Annotated in this window: 18 protein-coding genes; 13 read left to right on the top strand and 5 right to left on the bottom strand. The window is 64.1% G+C overall.

What is annotated here, in order from left to right:
- Window positions 1-5: 5 nt before the first annotated feature.
- Complete coding sequence (locus tag I5731_RS11205; protein ID WP_328838644.1) at window positions 6-746, bottom strand: ATP-binding cassette domain-containing protein; 741 nt, start codon at window positions 744-746, stop codon at window positions 6-8.
- A 152-nt stretch (window positions 747-898) separates the two neighbouring features.
- Between I5731_RS11205 and I5731_RS11200 the strand changes: the two genes are divergently transcribed.
- The 5 genes from I5731_RS11200 to I5731_RS11180 all read left to right on the top strand — a co-directional run bounded on the left by I5731_RS11200 (window position 899) and on the right by I5731_RS11180 (window position 6,621).
- Window positions 899-1,882: an NAD-dependent epimerase/dehydratase family protein gene (locus I5731_RS11200; RefSeq protein WP_197311470.1), complete on the top strand. Its 984-nt coding sequence runs from the start codon at window positions 899-901 to the stop codon at window positions 1,880-1,882.
- Between the two features lie 44 nt (window positions 1,883-1,926).
- Complete coding sequence (locus I5731_RS11195; RefSeq protein WP_210336293.1) at window positions 1,927-2,919, top strand: sugar-binding protein; 993 nt, start codon at window positions 1,927-1,929, stop codon at window positions 2,917-2,919.
- Window positions 2,920-3,064: 145 nt separating this feature from the next.
- Window positions 3,065-4,012, top strand: coding sequence for a sugar-binding protein (locus I5731_RS11190; protein ID WP_197311469.1), 948 nt, complete (start codon window positions 3,065-3,067; stop codon window positions 4,010-4,012).
- A 71-nt stretch (window positions 4,013-4,083) separates the two neighbouring features.
- Window positions 4,084-5,586: a sugar ABC transporter ATP-binding protein gene (locus I5731_RS11185; protein ID WP_197311468.1), complete on the top strand. Its 1,503-nt coding sequence runs from the start codon at window positions 4,084-4,086 to the stop codon at window positions 5,584-5,586.
- Between the two features lie 12 nt (window positions 5,587-5,598).
- The gene (locus I5731_RS11180; protein ID WP_197311467.1) at window positions 5,599-6,621 is read left to right on the top strand and encodes an ABC transporter permease; all 1,023 of its coding nucleotides are present in this window, start codon (window positions 5,599-5,601) and stop codon (window positions 6,619-6,621) included.
- 153 nt (window positions 6,622-6,774) lie between these two features.
- Here the strand turns inward: I5731_RS11180 and I5731_RS11175 are convergent, their stop codons facing one another.
- Both I5731_RS11175 and I5731_RS11170 read right to left on the bottom strand, forming a co-directional pair.
- Window positions 6,775-7,446: a GntR family transcriptional regulator gene (locus I5731_RS11175; protein WP_235981713.1), complete on the bottom strand. Its 672-nt coding sequence runs from the start codon at window positions 7,444-7,446 to the stop codon at window positions 6,775-6,777.
- Window positions 7,447-7,529: 83 nt separating this feature from the next.
- Entirely contained in the window at window positions 7,530-8,201 is a 672-nt protein-coding gene (locus tag I5731_RS11170) for a GntR family transcriptional regulator (RefSeq protein ID WP_328838640.1), read from the bottom strand.
- A 217-nt stretch (window positions 8,202-8,418) separates the two neighbouring features.
- On the opposite strand from I5731_RS11170, the gene I5731_RS11165 reads away from it, so the two are divergent.
- The 5 genes from I5731_RS11165 to I5731_RS11145 all read left to right on the top strand — a co-directional run bounded on the left by I5731_RS11165 (window position 8,419) and on the right by I5731_RS11145 (window position 12,485).
- Window positions 8,419-9,408 (top strand): sialic acid TRAP transporter substrate-binding protein SiaP, encoded by a 990-nt coding sequence (locus I5731_RS11165; RefSeq protein WP_197311466.1) that lies wholly within the window; start codon window positions 8,419-8,421, stop codon window positions 9,406-9,408.
- Window positions 9,409-9,477: 69 nt separating this feature from the next.
- Window positions 9,478-9,990 carry a TRAP transporter small permease gene (locus I5731_RS11160; RefSeq protein ID WP_197311465.1) on the top strand — a complete coding sequence of 171 codons (513 nt, stop codon included), beginning with the start codon at window positions 9,478-9,480 and terminating at the stop codon, window positions 9,988-9,990.
- Complete coding sequence (locus tag I5731_RS11155) at window positions 9,987-11,288, top strand: TRAP transporter large permease (RefSeq protein WP_197311464.1); 1,302 nt, start codon at window positions 9,987-9,989, stop codon at window positions 11,286-11,288. The genes I5731_RS11160 and I5731_RS11155 overlap by 4 nt, the downstream gene beginning before the upstream one ends.
- A gap of 17 nt (window positions 11,289-11,305) precedes the next feature.
- Window positions 11,306-11,755, top strand: coding sequence for a type II 3-dehydroquinate dehydratase (locus I5731_RS11150; RefSeq protein WP_197311463.1), 450 nt, complete (start codon window positions 11,306-11,308; stop codon window positions 11,753-11,755).
- A gap of 25 nt (window positions 11,756-11,780) precedes the next feature.
- Entirely contained in the window at window positions 11,781-12,485 is a 705-nt protein-coding gene (locus I5731_RS11145; protein WP_197311462.1) for a hypothetical protein, read from the top strand.
- 82 nt (window positions 12,486-12,567) lie between these two features.
- Here the strand turns inward: I5731_RS11145 and I5731_RS11140 are convergent, their stop codons facing one another.
- The gene (locus I5731_RS11140; protein WP_197311461.1) at window positions 12,568-13,896 is read right to left on the bottom strand and encodes a HAMP domain-containing sensor histidine kinase; all 1,329 of its coding nucleotides are present in this window, start codon (window positions 13,894-13,896) and stop codon (window positions 12,568-12,570) included.
- On the bottom strand, window positions 13,893-14,585 hold the full coding sequence (locus tag I5731_RS11135) for a response regulator transcription factor (RefSeq protein WP_197311460.1): 693 nt from the start codon (window positions 14,583-14,585) through the stop codon (window positions 13,893-13,895). The genes I5731_RS11140 and I5731_RS11135 overlap by 4 nt, the downstream gene beginning before the upstream one ends.
- A 148-nt stretch (window positions 14,586-14,733) precedes the next feature.
- On the opposite strand from I5731_RS11135, the gene I5731_RS11130 reads away from it, so the two are divergent.
- From I5731_RS11130 to I5731_RS11120, 3 genes are read left to right on the top strand one after another with little or no spacing between them, the layout of a single operon-like run.
- Window positions 14,734-16,176: an efflux transporter outer membrane subunit gene (locus tag I5731_RS11130; protein ID WP_197311459.1), complete on the top strand. Its 1,443-nt coding sequence runs from the start codon at window positions 14,734-14,736 to the stop codon at window positions 16,174-16,176.
- A complete protein-coding gene (locus tag I5731_RS11125; RefSeq protein ID WP_197311458.1) occupies window positions 16,176-17,252 on the top strand; it encodes an efflux RND transporter periplasmic adaptor subunit in 1,077 nt (358 codons plus the stop codon). The genes I5731_RS11130 and I5731_RS11125 overlap by 1 nt, the downstream gene beginning before the upstream one ends.
- Window positions 17,249-20,335 (top strand): efflux RND transporter permease subunit, encoded by a 3,087-nt coding sequence (locus I5731_RS11120; RefSeq protein WP_197311457.1) that lies wholly within the window; start codon window positions 17,249-17,251, stop codon window positions 20,333-20,335. Before I5731_RS11125 ends, I5731_RS11120 begins: the two co-directional genes overlap by 4 nt.
- Window positions 20,336-20,442: the final 107 nt, after the last annotated feature.

Here is a 20,442-nt window from a genome sequence, read left to right as displayed (position 1 = left end):
CCTTTCTATGCCGCGTCGATTGCACCGGTGATGAGACCGGTCACTTCTTCGGGAGAGGATTCGGCCGCAGGTTTGCTGGCGACGAGTTCACCGCGGCGGAGCACCGCAATCCTGTCGGCAACGGCGAAGATGTCCGGCATCCGGTGGCTGATGAGGATCACACTGATGCCGTGGTCCCTGAGCCGGCCGATCAGGTCGAGAACCTCCTTGACCTGCCGGACGGAGATGGCCGCCGTCGGCTCGTCCATCATCACGATCTTGGGCTGCGACAGGAGCGTGCGCGCGATGGCGACGGCCTGCCGCTGGCCGCCCGACATCTTCCTGACAAGGTCACGCGGGCGCGTCTCGGACTTGAGCTGACGGAAGAGATCGGCCGCGACCTCGTTCATCCGGCGATAGTTCAGGTATTTCAGGGGACCAAGGCTGCGCATGGCTTCGCGGCCCAGAAAGACGTTCGACGCGGCCGAGAGGTTGTCGCAGAGCGCAAGGTCCTGATACACGGCCTCGATCCCCTGTCGCTGTGCGTCTCGGGGCTTGTGAAAGACGACCGTTTCGCCATCGATGCGCATCTCGCCCGCAGAGGGCGGAAAGTTGCCGGCGATGATCTTCACGAGCGTGCTTTTCCCCGCGCCGTTGTCGCCCATCAGGCCCAGCACTTCGCCGGGCTGCAGAACGAGCGACACAGACGACAGCGCCTGAATGGCCCCGTAACTCTTCGATATTCCTGACAGAACCAGCCTTGTCACGGCTCTCCTCCCCTGTTGTTCCGCGCCCTTCTTTGGCCCGGCCGGCAAACTGACGCCGCTGGCGTCATCACTAAAATCAATAATATCTTGACATAATATTATTAGTAAATAACGATCTCGCATGGGCCGGGGAAGTGCGAGAGGCGTTGCGGATGAAGCTGCTGGTCACAGGAGCGGCCGGAAAAGTCGGTCAGGCCTTCCTTCCCGCCTTTCTGGACGAACAGCGCTTCGGCGGCTGGGAGGTGGTCGCGCTCTGCCACAACCGGGCGATCGAAACTGACGACCGAAGGGTCAGCGTGGTCCGTGGCTCGATGGCCGACGAGGAGACCGTCGCAAGCGCGCTTCGGGGTGTCAGTCATGTTCTTCATCTGGCGGCGGTGAAGGAATCGCCAGACCTCGCCATCGATGTGGCGCTCAAGGGTCTCTACCTGCTGCTGGAGCACTTCCGTCGTTCGCCGGGCGGCCGGCAGTTCCTGCTGCTCAGCGGCGACTGCGTCGTCGGCCACATCTTTCAGGACTACGCCGCCCCGATCACCGAGGCCTCTGAAAGGCGCGCCTATCCGGGCATTTACGCTCTGACGAAGGTTCTGGAAGAGGTGATGCTGGAACAGTTCGGCATCCAGCATGGGCTCAGGCACACGATCCTGCGGGCGCCGTGGATCATGGAAAAGGACGACTTCCGATACGCCTTCGAGATGGGGGGCGCCCAGTTCGGCGGTCCATCCTGGGAAACGCTCATCGACCCGGAAACGCTCGCGAAAATGCGCGACGTCGGCGGATTCCCCGCGATGCGCGACGCGAAGGGCAGCTTTTTGAAGCGGAATTTCATCCACGTCGACGATCTGGTCGAAGCCATCCTGCTGTCGATCGACAACCCGGATGCCTGCGGCGAACTGTTCAATATCGCGATGAACGAGCCGGCCGACTACGGACGGATTTCATCGCTCGTCGAAAAGAACGGCTGGGGCTCGCCGGAGGAGATCAAGACCCCGTTTCACAGCAACTGGCTCGACAACACCAAGGCTCGAAAGGTGCTGGGCTGGACGCCCGCGATCGACCTCGAAGGCCTCGTTGAACGGGCGTGGAACTACAGGCGCGAGGACAACGACCCGCGCATTGTCTGGTATCCCGGCTAAGGATCCAACCTTCGCCGGCGATTGCAAGGAGGGGAGAAACAACAATGAAAATCAAATATTTGACCGTCGCTGCCCTGTCAGCGGCCGTGCTTTTCGCCGGTCACGCGAGCGCGCAGGACAAGAAGACGCTCGCGATCGTCGTCAAGGGGCTCGACAACCCTTTCTTCGAGCAGATCAATCTGGGTTGCAAAAAGTGGCTGTCGGAAAACGCCGACAGCGAATACGAGTGTCTCTACACCGGTCCTGCCTCCTCGGCGGACGAAGCCGGCGAAGTTCAGATCGTCGACGACCTGCTCACCCGCGGCGTTGCGGCGATCGCCATCTCGCCATCCAACGCGCCGGCAATGGCCAACCGCATCCGTCAGATCGCGCCGTCCGTGCCTGTGATGACGATCGACGCCGACTTCCTTGAACAGGATCACGAGTTGCGGTCGACCTATCTTGGCACCGACAACTACCTGATGGGCGTCAAGATGGCCGAAGAGGCGATGAAGCTCCGGACGGACGGCGGCACGGTTTGCCTGCAGCTCGGCAATGTTGCGGCCGCCAACATCAATGCCCGCGCCCAGGGTTTCCGCGACATGATCGCGGGGGCCAAGGATATCGACAGGCTCAGCGGACAGAACGGCTGGACGGAAATCGAGGGTTGCCCGGTCTTCACCAACGATCAGGCGGACCTTGCCAACCAGCAGATGTCCGACGTCTTCACCGCCAATCCGGATCTTGACGCATTCATCCTGATCGGCGGCTGGGCCCAGTTCGCCCCGCAGGCCTACTCGCAGGTGACGGATCAGGTGATGGACAAGCTGAAGTCGAAGGACCTGATCATCATTGCCGGCGATACGCTGCCGCCGCAGACGCAAGCCTTCCGTGAAGGCCGCAGCCACGTGCAGGTCGGCCAGCGCCCCTTCGAAATGGGGTATCGGGCGCCGGACGTCATGATCCAGCTGATCAACGGAGAAAAGGTCGACGACCCGCTGTTTACCGGGCTCGACGTCTGCACCGGCGACGCCCCAGGCTTCTGCGAGAAGAACTGAGGCGCCGGGCAGGAGACTTGCCCCAAGGCGTGCTCCCGCCCGCGACCGCCGGATCGGCGTCCCGGAACGACCTGACTCTTTTCGGGACGCCCTCTGCAACCTGATGACGTGCGATCCTGAAGGAGAGGATCGCGGGGAGGATATCATGAGAAGAGCAACCACGATTCTGGCCGCTACATGGCTCGCCCTCAGCGCGACAACGGCCCTTGCCCAGGATAAGCCGGCACTCGCCTTCGTCGTCAACGCGGCGTCGGACTTCTGGAAACTCGCCGAAGCCGGCGTGACGGCGGCGCAGGCCGAACTGCCCGGATATGAACTGCAGTTCCGCTATCCCGCACAGGGCTCCGCCGCCCTGCAGAACGCCCTGATGGACGACCTCGTCGCCGCCGGCACGGACGCGATCATGATCTCGTCGGCGGATCCGAACAACTCGATCGACGCGTTCAACCGCATCGCGGCACAGGTTCCGCTGTTCACGACCGACAGCGATGCGCCGCAATCGAACCGCATCGCATATCTCGGTTCGTCGAATACGCTGGCCGGCAATCAGGCCGGGGAGATCGCTGTCGGTGCAATGCCGAACGGCGGCAAATGCATGGGCTTTGTCGGCTTTCTCGGGGCCGACAACGCCAAGGAACGCATCGCGGGCTTCCGCGAAGCCGTCGAAGGCAAGGGCATCGAACTGGTGGACGTGCGCGGCGACGACGTGGACTTTGCCAGGGCGCGCTCGAATGTCGACGACGTCCTTGCGGCCAATCCCGACATCACCTGCATGGTCGGCTTCTATTCCTATAATCCGCCGAAGATCTACGAAGCCCTCCAGGCGGCGGGAAAGCTGGGCGAGATCACGGTCATCGCCTTCGATGAAGACCCGATCACGCTCGGAGCCGTGCGGGAAGGCTCATTTGCGGGCACCGTCGTCCAGGATCCCTATCAGTGGGGCTATCAGGGCATGAAGCTGATGGCCGCCTATCTGGAAGGCGACAAGTCCGGAATCCCCGCGGACGGCCTGATCATCGTTCCGACGAAGATCATCGACAAGGCGAATGTCGACGCCTTCGAAGCCGAGCTCAAGAAGCGCATCGGCGGCTGACCGTCATCCGCGATTGCGGTCTGCGCGGGCCATTCGGTCCGCGCAGAACCGTCGGACAAGGCGAGGATGGAATGGCCCGGGTTGAACATCCCATTTCCCTGCAGCTCATCGGCATCACGAAGGTCTATCCCAGCGCCATCGCCCTCAACGACGTCTCGCTCAGCATTCGCGGCGGCGAGGTGGTCGGACTGATCGGCGAGAACGGCGCCGGAAAATCCACGCTCATGAAGGTTCTCGGCGGCACGATCAGGCCCGACGAAGGGCAGATTGTCATCGACGGCGTCAGCACTGCGGGCCTGACGGTGTCGCGCGCTCTCGATCACGGGATCGCCTTCGTGCATCAGGAGCTCAATCCGTTTTCAAATCTCGACGTGACCGACAATGTCCTGCTCGGACGCGAACTGCGCAAAGGCCTGTTCGGCTTCATCGATCGCAAGGCGATGGAAGACCGCGTGCGGCCGCTGCTCGACATGCTCGGCACGCGGTTCGGCCCGTCCGACCCCGTCTCGGAGCTCTCGCTGGCCGACCGGCAACTCCTCGAAATCGCACGGGCGCTGTCGACCAATGTCCGGCTGATCATCCTGGACGAGCCGACATCCAGCCTGACGCTTTCGGAAACGCAGCGACTGCTGGACGTCATCCGGCACTTGCGCGACGACGGCGTCGCCGTGCTGTTCATCACCCACCGCCTCAGCGAAGTGGAGATGGTCGCAGACCGTGTCGTGGGGTTGCGTGACGGCAGGAACGCCGGCGCGCTGGCGCGCGAGGACATCGACAAGGACGCCATGGTGCGCCTGATGATCGGCCGCCCTGTCTCGCAGTTCTATGAAAAGCCGGGCGAAACCAGCGGCAACATCGTGCTGGAAGCACGAGGTCTGCGCACCGCCGCCAACCCGCGGGAGACCGTCGACCTCACGCTCGGTGGCGGCGAGATCCTCGGGCTTGCGGGTCTTGTCGGCGCGGGGCGAACCGAGCTCGCACGGGCCATCTTCGGCATCGATCCCCGCGAAGACGGGGTGGTGACGGTGGAGGGAATTCCTGTGCCTGCCGGTTCGGTGACCGAAGCGATCCGGGCCGGCATCTGCCTCGTGCCCGAAGACCGCAAGTCCCAAGGGCTGTTTCTCGACTTCGCCATTTCCCAGAACATCGCCATGCCGAGTCTCGCAAAGCTGGCGCGCTACGGTTTCGTCGACACGCAGGCCGAACTCGCTCTGGCCGGCGACGCACGCGAAAAGCTTGGGATCAAGGCCCCGAGGCTTGATCGGCCGGCCGGCGAACTCTCGGGCGGCAACCAGCAGAAAATCGTGCTGGCGAAGTGGCTCGCCACCCGCCCGAAGGTGATCATTCTGGATGAGCCGACGCGCGGGATCGACGTCGGCGCCAAGGCCGAGGTCTACCGGCTGATGCGGGCGCTCGCGGGCGACGGAGCGGCGATCCTGATGATCTCGTCGGACATGGAGGAGGTGATCGGCGTGTCGAGCCGGGTCGCCGTCATGAGCCGGGGCCGCATCACGGGAATGCTGGAACATGAGGAGTTGTCGGAGGAGCGGATCCTGCGGCTGGCTGTCGAATAGAAGGTCAGGACGATGCACAGAAAGGATCTCGGGCTCGCGGTGCTGATTGTCTGCGTCGGGACGATCGTGGCGCTTGTCAATCCACGGTTTCTCTCGCCGATCAACCTTGCCAACACGGCAAACCTGATCGGGCTTTTCGGGCTTTTCTCGATTGCCCAGGCCTTCGTCATCGTCACCGGCGGGATCGAGCTTTCGATCGGTTCAGTGATCGCCCTGCTTGGCGTCATCTTCATCGATCTCATCTCCACCTTTGGCGTCGCATGGCCGCTTGCCCTTGCGATCGTTCTCGTCCTCGCGGTGCTGATCGGCCTGCTGCATGGCTGGCTCGTGACCCGGCTCGGGTTGCAGCCCTTCGTGGTGACCCTGTGCGGGCTGCTGATCTATCGCGGCGTCGCGCGCTTCTACACCCGGGACGGCACCGCCGGCTTCAGCTTCGGAGCAGACTTTCCGGCGCTCGAATATCTCGTCGCAGGGCGCACGGCGGGCGTTCCCCACTCGGTGATCGCCTTTGCGATCGTCGCGGTGATCGCCTGGCTCGTTCTGCATCGCACGGTGTTCGGCCGTCATCTCTTCGCCGTGGGCAAGAATGAGGAAGCCGCTCGCTATTCGGGGATCGACACGCGGCGCGTGATCATCGTCTCCTATGTGCTGTGCATGCTGCTGACCGGACTCTCCGCCGTCTTTTTCGCCATGTATACCCGGTCCGTGCAACCAGCCTCGCACGGGAATTTCTACGAACTTTACGGCATAGCGGCGGCCGTGCTAGGCGGCTTCTCGCTGCGCGGCGGCGAGGGATCGATCATCGGCGTCGTCCTTGGCGTGATCCTGCTTCAGGTTCTGCAGAATCTCGTCAATCTGCTGGGCATTCCTTCGTCCTTGAACTTTGCCGTCATGGGCAGCGTCATTCTCGTCGGCGTGATCGCCGATACGCAATTCATGGCCTATCGCGAAAAGCGCAGGCAGGCTGCTGCGATGTCCACTCTCGACATGCAGAACAGGACTCCGAAGAGATCAGAAGCGGCTCCAGAGCACTGAACGGGCAAGATAGGCACTGGTGACGGTCCCAAGTATTGCGAGCGAAGAAATCATCTGAACTGAACGCCTCATCGGAGATGAGCCAGAAACAGGCATCATGTATTCAGTCCGGGATATTCAAAGTTGAATCATCGGCCGTCGGACAGCTGATCACTATTTGATGGTTCCGGTCGCAAGTGCATGTTCCACTCCGCCACTGACATGCCGCTCCAGCGTCTGCTTGGCTGTGGCGGCGTCTCGTGCCAGGGCCGCATTGAGCATGACCTGATGCTCGCGCGCTGCGATGTCGCCGCGGAACGAAAGCGCGATCATCTGGTAGCGGAGATATTTGTCGAAGACCGCGGCATGGGTATCCGTCAGGACCTTCGAGCCGCAGGCCGAGATCAACGCCTGATGGAACTCCCAGTCGTACCGCTTCCACAATTCTGTTTGGCTCATGTCGCCGTCGCGCATCCGTTGTTCCAGCGCCGCCAGCTTGTGGTGGGCTGAAACCACGCGCCCTTCCCATTCGACGTCGCCCGCCGCAAAAGATTGCTCGAGGGCAAAGCCTTCGAGCAGCAGCCGTAGCGCGGCGATCTCACGCAGATTGTGGACCGACACCGGCGCCGCCTCGAAACCGCGCTGACCTTCCGCGACGACGAGGCCCTCGGACGTCAGCCGGTTGAGAATTTCTCGCAACGTGCTGACACTGGCGCCGTAGGTCTCTCTCAGGCGATCGAGCCGCAGCTTCTGGCTCGGAGCGATGCGTCCGAAGATGATGTCCGAACGTATCCGGCGATATGCATTATCTCCGATGGTTTCGGCTTGGGCCATCACATCCGCCATTTTGGCCCTCGTGTGGAAAAGATCGCAATGTCGGGCGACGCTGCCTGAGGTCGGAAGCGAATTCAACAGCGACAGGATGCGCTTCAGGTCAGCAGGCCATTGGCAACCGTGTAATCGACGCAGACCACGATGTGGCGGTCCAGGATTGCCAAGGCTGTCTGCGCGTCCCGAGCCAACGCGCATTCCAATAGCGTTTTGTGTTCGTCGGCCGCTTCCGCGCCACGAAACAGAACTGCCAGCACCTGATAGCGCAAGAACTTGTCGAAGATGGCGCCATGTGTCTCGAGAAGCGCGCGCGACCCACACGCCGAGATCAATGCGTGGTGGAATTCCCGGTCGTAGTGCTTCCAAGCCATCGTCTGGTCGGCATCGCCGGCCAGCATTCTCGATTCCATCCGCGACAGCTTGTGATAGGCGGCCACCACGCGCCCTTCCCACTCGATGTCGCCGGCGGCGAAGGAGCCTTTGAGCGCATGCCCTTCCAGAAGGCTCCGCATTGCTGCCACCTGTCGGAAGTTCTCGACCGAGATCGGCGCGACCTCAAATCCGCGCTGGCCTTCCGCCGTCACCAGGCCTTCCGAGGACAGCCTGCTGAGCACCTCACGCAAGGTGCTGACGCTCGTGTTGTATTCACCGCGTAGACGCTCCAGCCGCAGCCGCTCACCAGGCGCCAATCGCCCAAAGATGATGTCGGCGCGGATCCGGCGGAACGTGACTTCCCCAGCTGTTTCCTGTTCGTGATCCAGCGCGTCCACCCGTCTGTCTCCTGCCGCGGCGGCTCATCATCTGCCCGAGCCCGAACCAGTAGGCAAGATGCCGACAGCGCAGTCGATTTCTAAATTGAGAAAACCGAAAATCTCATATGAAATTGATGTCGCCTATTGAAAGGCGTTTTATCGAGTGGCATGAAATGCACAGGTCCCCGGCACGAGCTGAATGGCGGGGTAAAAAAAATTCATTGGGAGGATCTCCATGCTTGCTTCACTGACACGTCGCTCGATCCTGGCCGCCGGGGCTCTGCTGTTGTCGGCGGCGGTTAGCGTCCCGGCGCTCGCCCAGGATCCGGTGCAGCTCCGCTTCTCGGCCGTCTTCTCCGAACAGGACATTCGCGCCGAGATGATGAAGAAATTCGTCGAGGAGATCGGCGACGGATTCTCCTTCGAAGGCTATTACGGCGGAAACCTCTTCAAACAAGGCACCGAACTTGTCGCGCTTCAGCGTGGCAATCTCGAAATGGGCAATATCGCGCCGCAGGACATCTCCAACCAGATTCCGGCATGGTCGATCCTCACCTCGGCCTATCTCTTCCGCGACGCCGACCACCTGCGCAAGTTCTTCGCCAGCGAGGCAGGCGAAGAAATGAAAAAGCTGGTCGAGGATCAGCTGTCGGTCAAAATCCTGGGCCCCACCTATTTCGGGGCTCGGCAGGTTGGCTTGCGCACGGAGGGCAAGATCGAGACCCCCGCAGACATGTCCGGCATCAAGCTGCGCATGCCCGGCGGTGACGCATGGCAGTTCCTTGGCCAGGCGCTCGGCGCCAATCCGACCCCGATGGCCTATGCCGAGGTTTACACCGGCCTGCAGACCGGCGCGATCGACGGTCAGGACAACCCGCTTCCGAACGTCCAGAACATGAAGTTCTTCGAGGTGATGTCACAGATCGTGCTGACCTCCCACCTCGTCGGCTTCGATCTCCTGACGATCTCGCTCGACACCTGGAACGATCTGTCGCCTGAACAGCAGGAAGCGGTGCAGACCGCAGCCGACAATGCGATCGACTGGAGCCAGGCCGAGCATCTGAAGCGGGAAGCAGAACTCGTTGCGTCCTTCAAAGAACAGGGCCTCGAGGTCTACGAGCCGAACCTCGATGCCTTCCGAGAGTATGCGCAGAAGATGTATCTCGAATCCGCACTCGCCGAGAGCTGGCCCGAAGGCATGGTCGACACCATCAACGCCATGTGAGCCAGGCTGATCCTCGGAGGCGGCCTGCAACGGCAGGCCGCCTTCCTCCACCGAGCGGAGAGCATCGTCATGCGTCTGGCGCAGATCGGACACTGGCTCTACAGGCGTGCCGAGAACATCCTCGCCCTGATGCTGGCGGTCATGTTCCTCGCCTTCGTCGCGCAGATCGCCTTTCGTTATCTCCTGAACTTTCCGATCGGCTGGACCTCCGAGCTGACGGTCATCATGTGGCTGTGGCTCGTCCTTTGGGGCGCCGCCTTCGTGGTGCGCGAAGATGAGGAGATCCGCTTCGACCTCATCTATGGCGGCGTGTCAGTCGGCAGACGCCGCGTCCTGGCTGCAATCACGGCCATCATTCTGCTGGGCGTCTACCTGATGTCGCTGCCGGCCGTCTGGGACTATGTGACCTTCATGAAGGTGCAGTCGACCGCCTATCTCAAGATCCGCTTCGACTACCTGTTCTCGATCTACGTCATCTTCGCGGTCGCCGTGATCGTTCGTTACGCAATCATCTTGTGGAAAGCACTGTTCGGCCGAACACCGGAGCAGTTCGATCCGACCAAGGCGAGTTCGGGCGTATGAGCCTCACCGATCCGTTTACGCTCTGCATCGCGGCGATTGTCGGTCTCAGCCTGCTCGGGCTGCCGATCGGACACTCGATGATCGTCGCCTCGATCCTGTATCTCTACGCGGCCGGGCTGGACATGGGCACGGCGGCCGAACAGCTCCTCAACGGCATGTACACGAGCTACATTCTTCTGGCCGTGCCGCTCTTCATCCTTGCCGCCGAACTCATGAATTCGGGCTCCATGACGCAGCGCCTGCTCGGCTTCTGCAATGCGATCGTGGGTCGGTTTCGTGGCGGTCTCGCCCAGATCAACGTGGTGCAATCGATCATCTTCGCGGGCATGTCGGGTTCGGCCATCGCCGATGCCGCCGGCACCGGCAAGATGATGCAGACGATGATGACCGCGGGAAACAAATACCCGGCGAGCTTCGCGGGTGCATTGACGGCCGCGACCGCGGTTATCGGTCCGATTATTCCGCCCTCGATTCCGATGGTGCTCTACGCGCTCGTCTCGGATGCCTCGATCGGCTATCTTTTCCTGGCCGGCATGATCCCCGGGCTCATCATGGGCCTTGCGCAGATGAGCATCGTCGCCTGGATGGCGCGCCGACGAAACTTCCCCGTCGAGAAGCCGGTGCCGCTGCGTGAGATACCGCGCATCACCTGGGAGGCTTTTCCTGCGTTGATGCTCCCGGTGGTCCTCCTTGGCGGCATCTACTCAGGCATCATGACGCCAACCGAAGCCGCAGCCGTGGCAGCCGCGTACGCTTTCGTCGTTTCGATTGTGGTCTACAGATCGATCAGCTGGGCCGACACCTATCGCTCGGTTCTGCGGAGCGCACGCACGACCGCCTCGATCGGCATGCTGATCGCAGGCGCACTGGTCTTCAACTATGTGGTCACGGTTGAGAATATCCCTCGCACTCTCTCGGTATTCCTGCAGGGTTACGATCTGTCGCCGGTGATGTTCCTGATCATCGTCAATATATTACTGCTCATTCTCGGCTGCCTTCTGGAAGGCACCACGATCCTGCTCATCGTCATCCCGGTGCTCGTTCCGACGGCGCAGGCACTCGGCATCGATATGGTGCATTTCGGCATTGTCGTGGTCATCAACATCATGATCGGGCTGATAACGCCGCCCTACGGCCTTCTGCTGTTCATCATGACGAACATCGCCCAGGTATCGATGCGCGAGTTGGTGCGTGACGTGACGCCGTTCCTCCTTGCAATGCTGGCGGCTCTTGCGCTCTTCACCTTCGTGCCGGACATCGTCCTCTTCCTGCCGCGCCTGTTCGGCTATTCCGGCTAATCGCAAAGTTGACCGCGATGACACAACCGATCTACGTCCTGAACGGACCAAACCTCAATCGACTAGGCAAGCGCGAGCCGGAAATCTACGGCCACACGACGTTGGGTGAAGTCGAAGCCTTATGCCGCCAGACTGGCGGAGAGACTGAAATCGTTTTTCATCAATCCAATCGGGAATACGAGCTGATCGACTGGATCCACGATGCGATCGATCGGCCGGCCGCGGGCATCATCATCAATCCGGCGGGCCTGACATTCACCTCTGTGCCGATCATGGACGCACTGAAGATGTTTCCCGGTCCGATCATCGAGCTGCACATCTCCAATATCCACCGACGCGAGGCCGTCTACCACAACTCGCTGGTATCGAAAGTCGCAACAGCCGTCATTGCAGGGCTAGGACCGGATGGGTACCGCGTTGCGGTCGGCGCGTTGCAGCGCCTCATCAGCAAGAGAAGCGTAACCTAGTCGGCTAGGTGTCGCGCGCCCCCTAATGCTTGTCGGATTGCAGCAGCAATCGGCATTCAGAAGGCGGACGGCTTTATCCTCGTCCATCACGTTCTCTGGCGTGGCTCACCATCAGATCTCAACCGCTGACCGCATTTTTTTGCAGCAGGCCATGCTGAATCTCCTGCTGCAGCTCCTGCCGTTCGGTGAGTTGCTCTTGGACAAGCTGATCCTGCTCACCCTGATCACGTTGTCGCGCCGCCATGGCATCACCTGCTCTCCGGCCTCGACGATCCCGCCGGTGCGGATCTCCGCTGCCAGGTCATGGCCGGCGGCCGGTTTCGTCAGGTCATGGATCTGCTCGCCCTTGCCGGCGCCAGACTGTCGGTGGGCGCGCGGCCGGCCGAGTAGGCGGCCGGCGGCCTTTCCCTGTGGCGCACGGCCCGCTGGCGCCGAATTTCTGCAAGGCGATGCTGCGGCCGAGGCAACAAATGTTAATCTCGGTTGTCTTTCCAGAGTGAAGCGGCGGCTGCGGCAGGTCGCCTGCAGGAAACGGAACATGACAGCGACCATCTTCCTCGACGAGAGCGATCCCGGATCGGATGCGGCCGAGGTCCTCGAGCAGCGCGAGGCCGAGAAAATCCCCGTGGCCCTGTTCGATCTCGCGGAAAAGTTGCAGGTAGCCTTGCGCCGACAGCGGTCACTCTCCATCGCACCGAACCCCAGCGGGAACCAGAACATCCGCGCCTGACGCGGATCCGCGCGCGGGGGCACACCGTCGGCGAACCGCAACAGCTTTCAGCGGAACGCGACTGGGATCGCCGGCCTGCGCGTCATGCAACCGGACCCGAGCGATGCGACGCGGGCGTCGTCGGCCGGCTGCCGGGACGGCTGCCACGGGCAAGGCTGGGGATCGAGATCGAAACGACCAACCCGCCGCTCGCTGCCGCCGAGGCCGCGACCCGGCCACCGTGCCATTCGACCGCCTGCTTGGCGATCGCGAGCCCGAGGCCATAACCGCTGCCGGTGCCGGCGTTCTCGCCGCGCGAAAACGGCTGGAAGATCTGGTCGAGTTCCGAGGCCGCCACGCCCGGGCCCTGGTCGGCGACGAGGATATGCAGGGCGTCGTCCTCGATCAGGGAGCGAACCGAAACGTCCGAGCCGTCGGCCGTGTACTTGACGGCGTTGCGGATGACGTTCTCCAGCGCGCGGTAGATCAACTCGCCGTTGACGTCGGCGACGAAACTGGCGGTGCCTTCGTGCACCACACGGATCTTGCGCGCCTGCGCTTCGAACGCGGCGTCGGTGACGATGTCGTTCAGCAGGTCGATGACGTCGAGGGTCTGGACGTCCGGCCCGTCCTGCGACCGGTCGGTCAGGCGGGCGAGGGTCAGGATCTCGCCGACCAGCCCGTCGATGCGTTCGACCTCCCGCACCATGCGGTCCATCATGCCGCCGAGCCTGGCCGGGTTCTGCTGCAGCACGCCGATCGCGGCCTGCAGGCGAGAGAGCGGCGAACGCAGTTCGTGCGACACGTCGTGAAACAGCCGTTGCTGGGTCCGCTGCAGTTCGGCGAGGCGCGTCGCACTCGCGTCGAAATCATGCGCGAGCGCGGCGACCTCGTCCTTGCGCCCGTCCATCCGGTCGCCGATCCGGACATCGAAGCGCCCACTCGCAAGGGCCGCGAGGCCACCGCGCAGGTGGGCGACGGGCCGGATGAGATAGCGCGCCAGCCAGTAGGCCGCGGCGGCGGCGGCGAGCAGGACCGACAGCCCCGGCGCGATCATCGGCCAGATCGTCACGGCGAGGCTCGGCGCATCGTGATGCAGCGTGATGCGGAAGCAGGCGTCACCGGCTGCGATGGTCCTCTCGTCATCGCTCGTTCCGGCCGAGCATGCTTCGAACGGCTCGATCGGGGAAACCGAAAGATCGATCGGGACATCGCCCCGCGCGGCCTCCGCCACGAACGCCAGGGCAGCGTCGCGGCCGGCGTGCGCGAGCAGCCCCGCGGCTGTGTCGAGCGCGAAGTCCTGCCTGGCGCGCTCGACGTCACGCGTGTGCGGCGTGATCTGCAACATGGCCGATGCCGCAAACAGCACCCCGATCGACGTCGCCATCGTCAGCCAGATGATGAAGAAGAACTTCCAGAACAAACGCTTCATTCGCGGTCATGCAGGAGCTGGTAGCCCTGTCCTCGCACCGACTGGATCCAGGAATGGCCGTCCTCGCGCGTGCCGAGCTTCTGGCGGACGCTGCTGATGTGCACGTCGATGCGCCGGTCGAACGGCGCCAGCGACCTGCCGAAGGCCTGCCTGGAGATATCCTGCTTTGAGACGAGTTGGCCGACGTTGCGGGCGAGCACTTCGAGCAGGCTGAACTCGGTGCCGGTGAGCTCGAGCGGCTTGCCACCCCACTGCGCCGCCCGGCTGCCCGGGAACATCGTCAGCTTGCCGGCCTCGATCACGTCGGCAACGACGCCCCCGCCGATCCGGCCGACCCGGCGGAGGATCGCGCGCAGGCGGGCCGCGAGTTCGCCCGGCGAGCACGGCTTCGACACGTAGTCGTCGGCGCCGAGATTGAGGCCGGCGATCCGGTCGGCGTCGTCGCCCTTCGCGGTCAGCATCAGCACCGGCACGGTGCTCGAGCGCCGGATGCGCTGCAGCAGTTCGATCCCGTTCATCTGCGGCATCATGATGTCGAGCACGACGATGTCGACGGCGTTCGACGTCGCCAGTCCGATCGCGGTGCGGCCGTCGTCCGCGGTCGCCACGTCGAAGCCTTCCTCGACGAGGTACTCCTTCAGGAGTGTCGTGAGTTCGATGTCGTCATCGATCAGAAGCACCTTTTCCATGCGCAAAGCTCGTTCGTCGGGGTCCCGAGTGATACAAGACAAAATCGTCGCGGATCCAGAAATTTACCTATCTTAACGGTGGTTTGACGCCACTTAACGTTCGATCGGCTACTGCTCGCGGACATTCACCTGACCGTGCGGCGTATTGATGGAAAATGTCCGAACAAGAGTATCCGGAGCCGGACTGGTTTTCGCGCTCCTGCTTCTGCCGGGATGCGCGAGCTTTGCGGAACTGCGCTCGGCCGACGTCAAGGTCGCAAACGTCTGGCACGCGACGCTGCCGCACAAGGGCCAGACGGCCAGCCTCGTGTCGTGGTGGTCCAGCTTCGGCGACCCGTCGCTGACGTCGCTGATCGGCCATGCCCAGGCCGAGAACCCGAGCCTCGAGGCCGCGGCCGCCGACATCGAACGGGCCCGCGCCACCCTGGCCTCGGCGGATGCCGGTTCGTTCCCGGTGCTCGACGGATCCGGCGGCGTGTCCCGCTCGGGCACCGGCGGCGAGAGGGCAAACCGCATCGCGGCGTCGACCACAACCTATGGCGGGCTCGACGCCTCCTGGGAACTCGACCTGTTCGGCAAGAGCCGGCAGGAGCGCGCGGCGGCGCGCCTGAGGGTCGACCAGCAGATCGCCAACTGGCACGACGCCCGCGTGTCGCTCGCCGCGGAGGTCGCGGACTACTACGTCCAGTACCGGGCGTGCCGGCAGATCGAAGCCGCCTACCGGGGCGAACTCGCCTCGCAGCGCGAGACCATCCGGGCAACGGAAACGGCGACCGACTCCGGCCTGACCTCGACCGCCGACCTCGCGCTCGCGCGGGCCAGCGCCGCGGCGTCCTCGTCGACGCTGACCGCGCAGCAGGCCGAATGCGACGTACTGATCAAGTCGCTGGCCGAGCTCACCGGGGGTGACGAGCCGCGGGTCCGCGCGCTCCTTGGCAAGGGCAAGGGCGGCATCCCGGCGCCGAAGAACCTGCGCCTCGCCGCGGTGCCGGCCGAAGCCCTGCGACAGCGTCCTGATATCGGCGCCCTCGAACTCGACGTCGCGGCCGCCATCGCCGATGTCGGCGCAGCCAAAGCCGATCTCTATCCGAGCCTCAGCCTCGGCGGCTCGGTTTCGATCGATAGTTCGACGCTGACCGGCACGTCCGCCCCGTGGTCGTTCGGTCCGGCGCTGACGGTCCCCCTCTTCGACGGCGGATCGCGCCGGGCCTCGGTGAAGATCGCGATCGCCGACTACGACGCGGCCGTCGCCGGCTACAAGTCCGGCGTGCTCAGCGCCATCGCCGAGGTCGAGACCGCCCTGGTGCGGATCGACAGTTCGCGCCGGCGGATCGGCGACGCCGGCGTCGCCGCCCGCAACTATCGCTCCTACTTCACCTCCATCGACGCCAACTGGCGCGCCGGCGGTACCAGCCTGCTCGACCGCGAGGAAGCCCGCCGATCCGCGCAGTCGTCGGAGATCACGCTGATCGAGATCCGGCGCGACGCCGTCCGCTACTGGATCGCCCTCTACAAGGCGCTCGGCGGCGGCTGGGATGCGGCCATGCTGACCGCGACCGCGGACCAGACCAGACCCCAGGGACTCAATTGATGCGGCTCGCGCCTCTCCTCGTCGTCCTGCTCGCCGGGGCAGTCGTCCCGTTCGCCGGTCATCCCTCCCATGCGCAGCAGCAGACCGAGGCGGCCGCGCTCACCGTCGCCGTGGTTCGGCCGGTGGCGCGCCAGTGGGCCGAGACGGTGCCGGCCAGCGGCTGGCTGAAGCCCTGGCATGAGGCGGTCATCGCCTCGGAGATCGGCGGCCTGCGCATCACCGAGGTCCTCGTCGATGTCGGATCGGTGGTCTCGAAAGGCCAGCCCCTCGTCAGGCTGGCGCAGGAATCCGCGCTCGCGGAACTGCGCCAGCAGGAAGCGGCCGTCGAAACCGCCACGGCGGATCTCGCCAAGGCGCAGGCGAATGCCGCGCGGGCGCGAAAAGTCCAGGGCAGCGGCGCGCTGTCCGACGAGCAGGTCAACGACTACCTGATCGGCGAGCAGACGGCGACGGCGAGCCTCGCCTCGGCCGAAGCCGTGCTGGATGGCCAGCGGATCAAGGTCGACCAGACGATCATCACCGCGGTCGACGACGGGCTGATCACGTCACGGTCGGCGCAACTCGGCGCGGTTGTCTCGTCCGGCACCGAGCTGTTCCGTCTCGTGCGGCAGCAGCGCGTCGAATGGCAGGCCGAAGTCTCGGCCCGCTATCTGCGCGGCATGAAGGAGGGCCTCGTCGCCGCGATCGACGGACCGGACGGCACGCGCATCGAAGGCAAGGTCCGCCTGGTCGGACCCACCGTCAGCACCAGTACCGGGCGGGCGATCGTCTATGTCACGCTGCCGACAGGCCGGACACCCCCGAGCGGCCTCTACGCGACGGGGCGCATCGAGCTCCAGACAACGCCGGCGCTGACCGTGCCGGAGACGTCGCTCCTGTTCCGCGACGGCCTCAACTACGTATTCACGGTCAACGAGGAAAGCCGCGTCAGGCGCGTGCGGGTCGAGACCGGCCGGCGCAATGCCGGCGACGTCGAGATCCTGTCCGGCATCGACGAAGCGGCTCGCGTCGTCAGGTCGGGCGGCGCCTTCCTGTCGGACAACGCCCTCGTCAGGGTCGAAGGAGAAGCGCAGTGAACTTCTCCGCCTGGTCGATCCACAATCCCGTTCCGTCGATCCTGCTGTTCGTGCTCCTGACCATCGGCGGCCTGCTCGCCTTCGACAGGCTCGCGGTGCAGAACTTCATGGACATGGACCTTCCGACGATCACGGTCTCCGCCTCGCTCGAAGGCGCGGCCCCGACCCAGCTCGAAACGGAAGTCGCCCGCAAGATCGAGGACAGCCTCGCGTCCCTCAGTCTCCTCGACCACATCACGACGACGATCACCGACGGATCGGTGTCGATCCGCGTGTCCTTCCAGCTCGAGAAGGACAGCGAGGCGGCCCTGAACGAGGTCCGCAACGCCGTCGACAGCGTGGCGGGCGACCTGCCGTCCGCGATGCAGTCGCCGAACGTGACCAAGGTGACGGTGCAGGGCTCGCCGCTCCTGACCTATGCGGTGCGTTCGGTCCAGCTCAACGAGACGGAACTGTCCTGGTTCGTCGACAACGAGATGACCCGGGCCTTGCTGTCGGTCTCCGGCGTTGGCGAGGTCAGCCGTCTCGGCGGGATCGATCGCGAAATCCACGTCGATCTCAACCCGCAGATCATGGGATCGCTCGGCATCACGGCGGCGAGCGTTTCGTCGAGCCTGAGGGCGGTGCAGGCCGATACGTCGGGCGGCCGGGCGGAGATCGGCGACGGCCGGCAGACCATCCGTGTGCTCGGGTCCGTCGAGACGCTCGAGGAGCTGAAGGCGATCACGATCTCGCTCGCGAGCGGCGAACTGGTTCGCCTCGACGAGATCGGCGAGGTGACGGACAGCTTTTCCGACCGGTCGTCGCTCGCCTATTTCGATGGCCAGCCGGTGATCGGCGTCCAGGTCAAGCGGTCCAACGGCTTTTCCGACACCGGCGTGGCGGCCGATATCCAGTCGGCGATCGCAGCGTTCGCCGCCGAACACCCGGAAGTGGAGATCATCGAGGCCTATAACACGGTCGGGCCGATCATCGACAACTACGAAGGCTCGATGCACATGCTCTACGAAGGCGCAGCGCTTGCGATCTTCGTGGTCTGGCTGTTCCTGCGCGACTGGCGGGCGACCTTCCTCGCCGCGGTCGCGCTGCCCCTGTCGATCATCCCCACCTTCCTCGTCATGTACCTGATGGACTTCAGCCTCAACACGGTGACGCTGCTCGCGCTCTCCCTGGTCGTCGGCATTCTGGTCGATGACGCGATCGTCGAGGTCGAGAACATCGCCCGCCACCTGCAGATGGGAAAAACGCCGATCGACGCGGCGCTGGAGGCCGCCGACGAGATCGGGCTCGCCGTCATCGCCACGACCTTCACGCTGGTCGCGGTGTTCCTGCCGACCGCCTTCATGAGCGGCATCGCCGGGCTCGTCTTCCGCCAGTTTGGCGTCACCGCCGCGGTGGCGGTCGTCGCCTCGCTGCTGGTGGCGCGGCTGCTGACGCCGATGATGGCGGCCTACATGATGAAGGTGCATCCGGTCGAGCAGAAGGACGGCCGGCTGATGAAGGCCTACATGGCCGTCGTCAGGACCTGTCTGCGGTATCGCAAGCTGACCATTCTCGGGGTCTGCGTGTTCCTCGGCCTGTCGCTGTCGACGATCCCGTTCCTGAAGTCGGGCTTCCTCCCCGCGTCCGACAATTCCCAGACCCAGGTGACGCTGACGTTGCAGCCCGGCAGCACGATCGCGCAGACCGACGCGATCGCGCGGCGCGCCGCCGAGATCATCGCGGCTGTGCCCGACGTGACGAAGGTGTTCACGGCGGTCGGATCTGCGACCACGGGCGGCGGCATGGATTCGTCGACGGCGAGCGATCCGACGACGGCGACGCTCGTCGTCGATCTGACCAACATCAACGACCGCGACCGGAACCAGTCTCTCGTCGAAGGCGACATCCGGCAGGCGTTGGCAGAGCTGCCGGGCGCGCGGGTCGAAGTCGGGTCGGGAGGCAACGGGACGACGCTGGAGATCGTCCTGTCCGGCGACGATTCCGCCCTCCTCGAACAGGCGGCCTCCGCGCTCGAGGAGGAGTTGCGCTCGCTTTCCGGGATCGGCGCCGTCACGTCCAGTGCATCGCTGCAGGCGCCGGAAGTGCAGATCGCACCCGATTTCGCGCGCGCGGCGGCGCTGGGGGTCACGTCGGAGTCGATTGCCGAAGTGGCGCGCGTCGCGACGAACGGCGACTACTCCGCGTCGATGGCGAAGCTCAACCTGCCGCAGCGGCAGATCTCGATCCGCGTGCGGTTCGACCCGAAGAACCGGACCACGCTGGACGATATCGCCAACCTGCGCGTCGCCGGCACGAACGGCAGCGTCGATCTCGGCTCCGTCGCCGAAATCCGCTTCGGCAGCGGCCCATCGCAGATCGACCGCATCGATCGGTCGCGCAACGTGTCGCTCGCCGTCGAGCTGAACGGGCGCATCCTCAACGACGTCTACAGTGAAGCACAGGCCCTGCCGGCCTTCGAGAACCTGCCGGACGGCGTGCTGCTGGTCGAGCAGGGCGAGTTGCAGCGCAGTTCCGAACTGTTCGAGAGCTTCGGCCTCGCCATGGCGATCGGCGTCTTCTGCATCTACGCCGTGCTGGTGCTGCTCTTCCACGACTTCCTGCAGCCGGTGACGATCCTGATGGCGCTGCCGCTGGCGCTCGGCGGCGCCTTGCTGCCGCTCGTCCTGACCGACACCAGCTTCTCGATGTCGGCGGTGATCGGCCTGCTGATGCTGATGGGCATCGTGACGAAGAACTCGATCCTGCTGGTCGAGTACGCGATCGTGATGCGGCGCGAGGGCATGTCGCGCTTAGATGCCCTCGTCGACGCCTGCCACAAGCGCGCCCGCCCGATCATCATGACCACCATCGCGATGGGCGGCGGCATGCTGCCCGTGGCGATGGCGCTGACCGGCGGCGATTCCAGCTTCCGTCAGCCGATGGCGATCGTGGTGATCGGCGGCCTGATCACCTCCACCTTCCTCAGCCTGCTCGTCATCCCGGTGATCTTCACCTTCGTCGACGACTTTTTGGGAGTGCTGAAGCGCATTGTCGGCAAACGGGATGGCGGCGATTTGCAGCCCGGCGCAACGAAGGGCTAACCGAGCCATTCCTGCTCTTGTCGTGTCAACTTCAGCGGGAGAAGCGGCCCGGCGAGGTCGGGTCGTCAGTTTGGACGGCCGCAATCAACCTGGCTGCCGTTCCCGCC

Source organism: Methylobrevis albus, from assembly GCF_015904235.1.
GTDB classification, from domain to species: domain Bacteria; phylum Pseudomonadota; class Alphaproteobacteria; order Rhizobiales; family Pleomorphomonadaceae; genus Methylobrevis_A; species Methylobrevis_A albus.
Note: the sequence above shows the minus strand (reverse complement) of the source record. Positions and strands in the feature narration are given on the sequence as shown.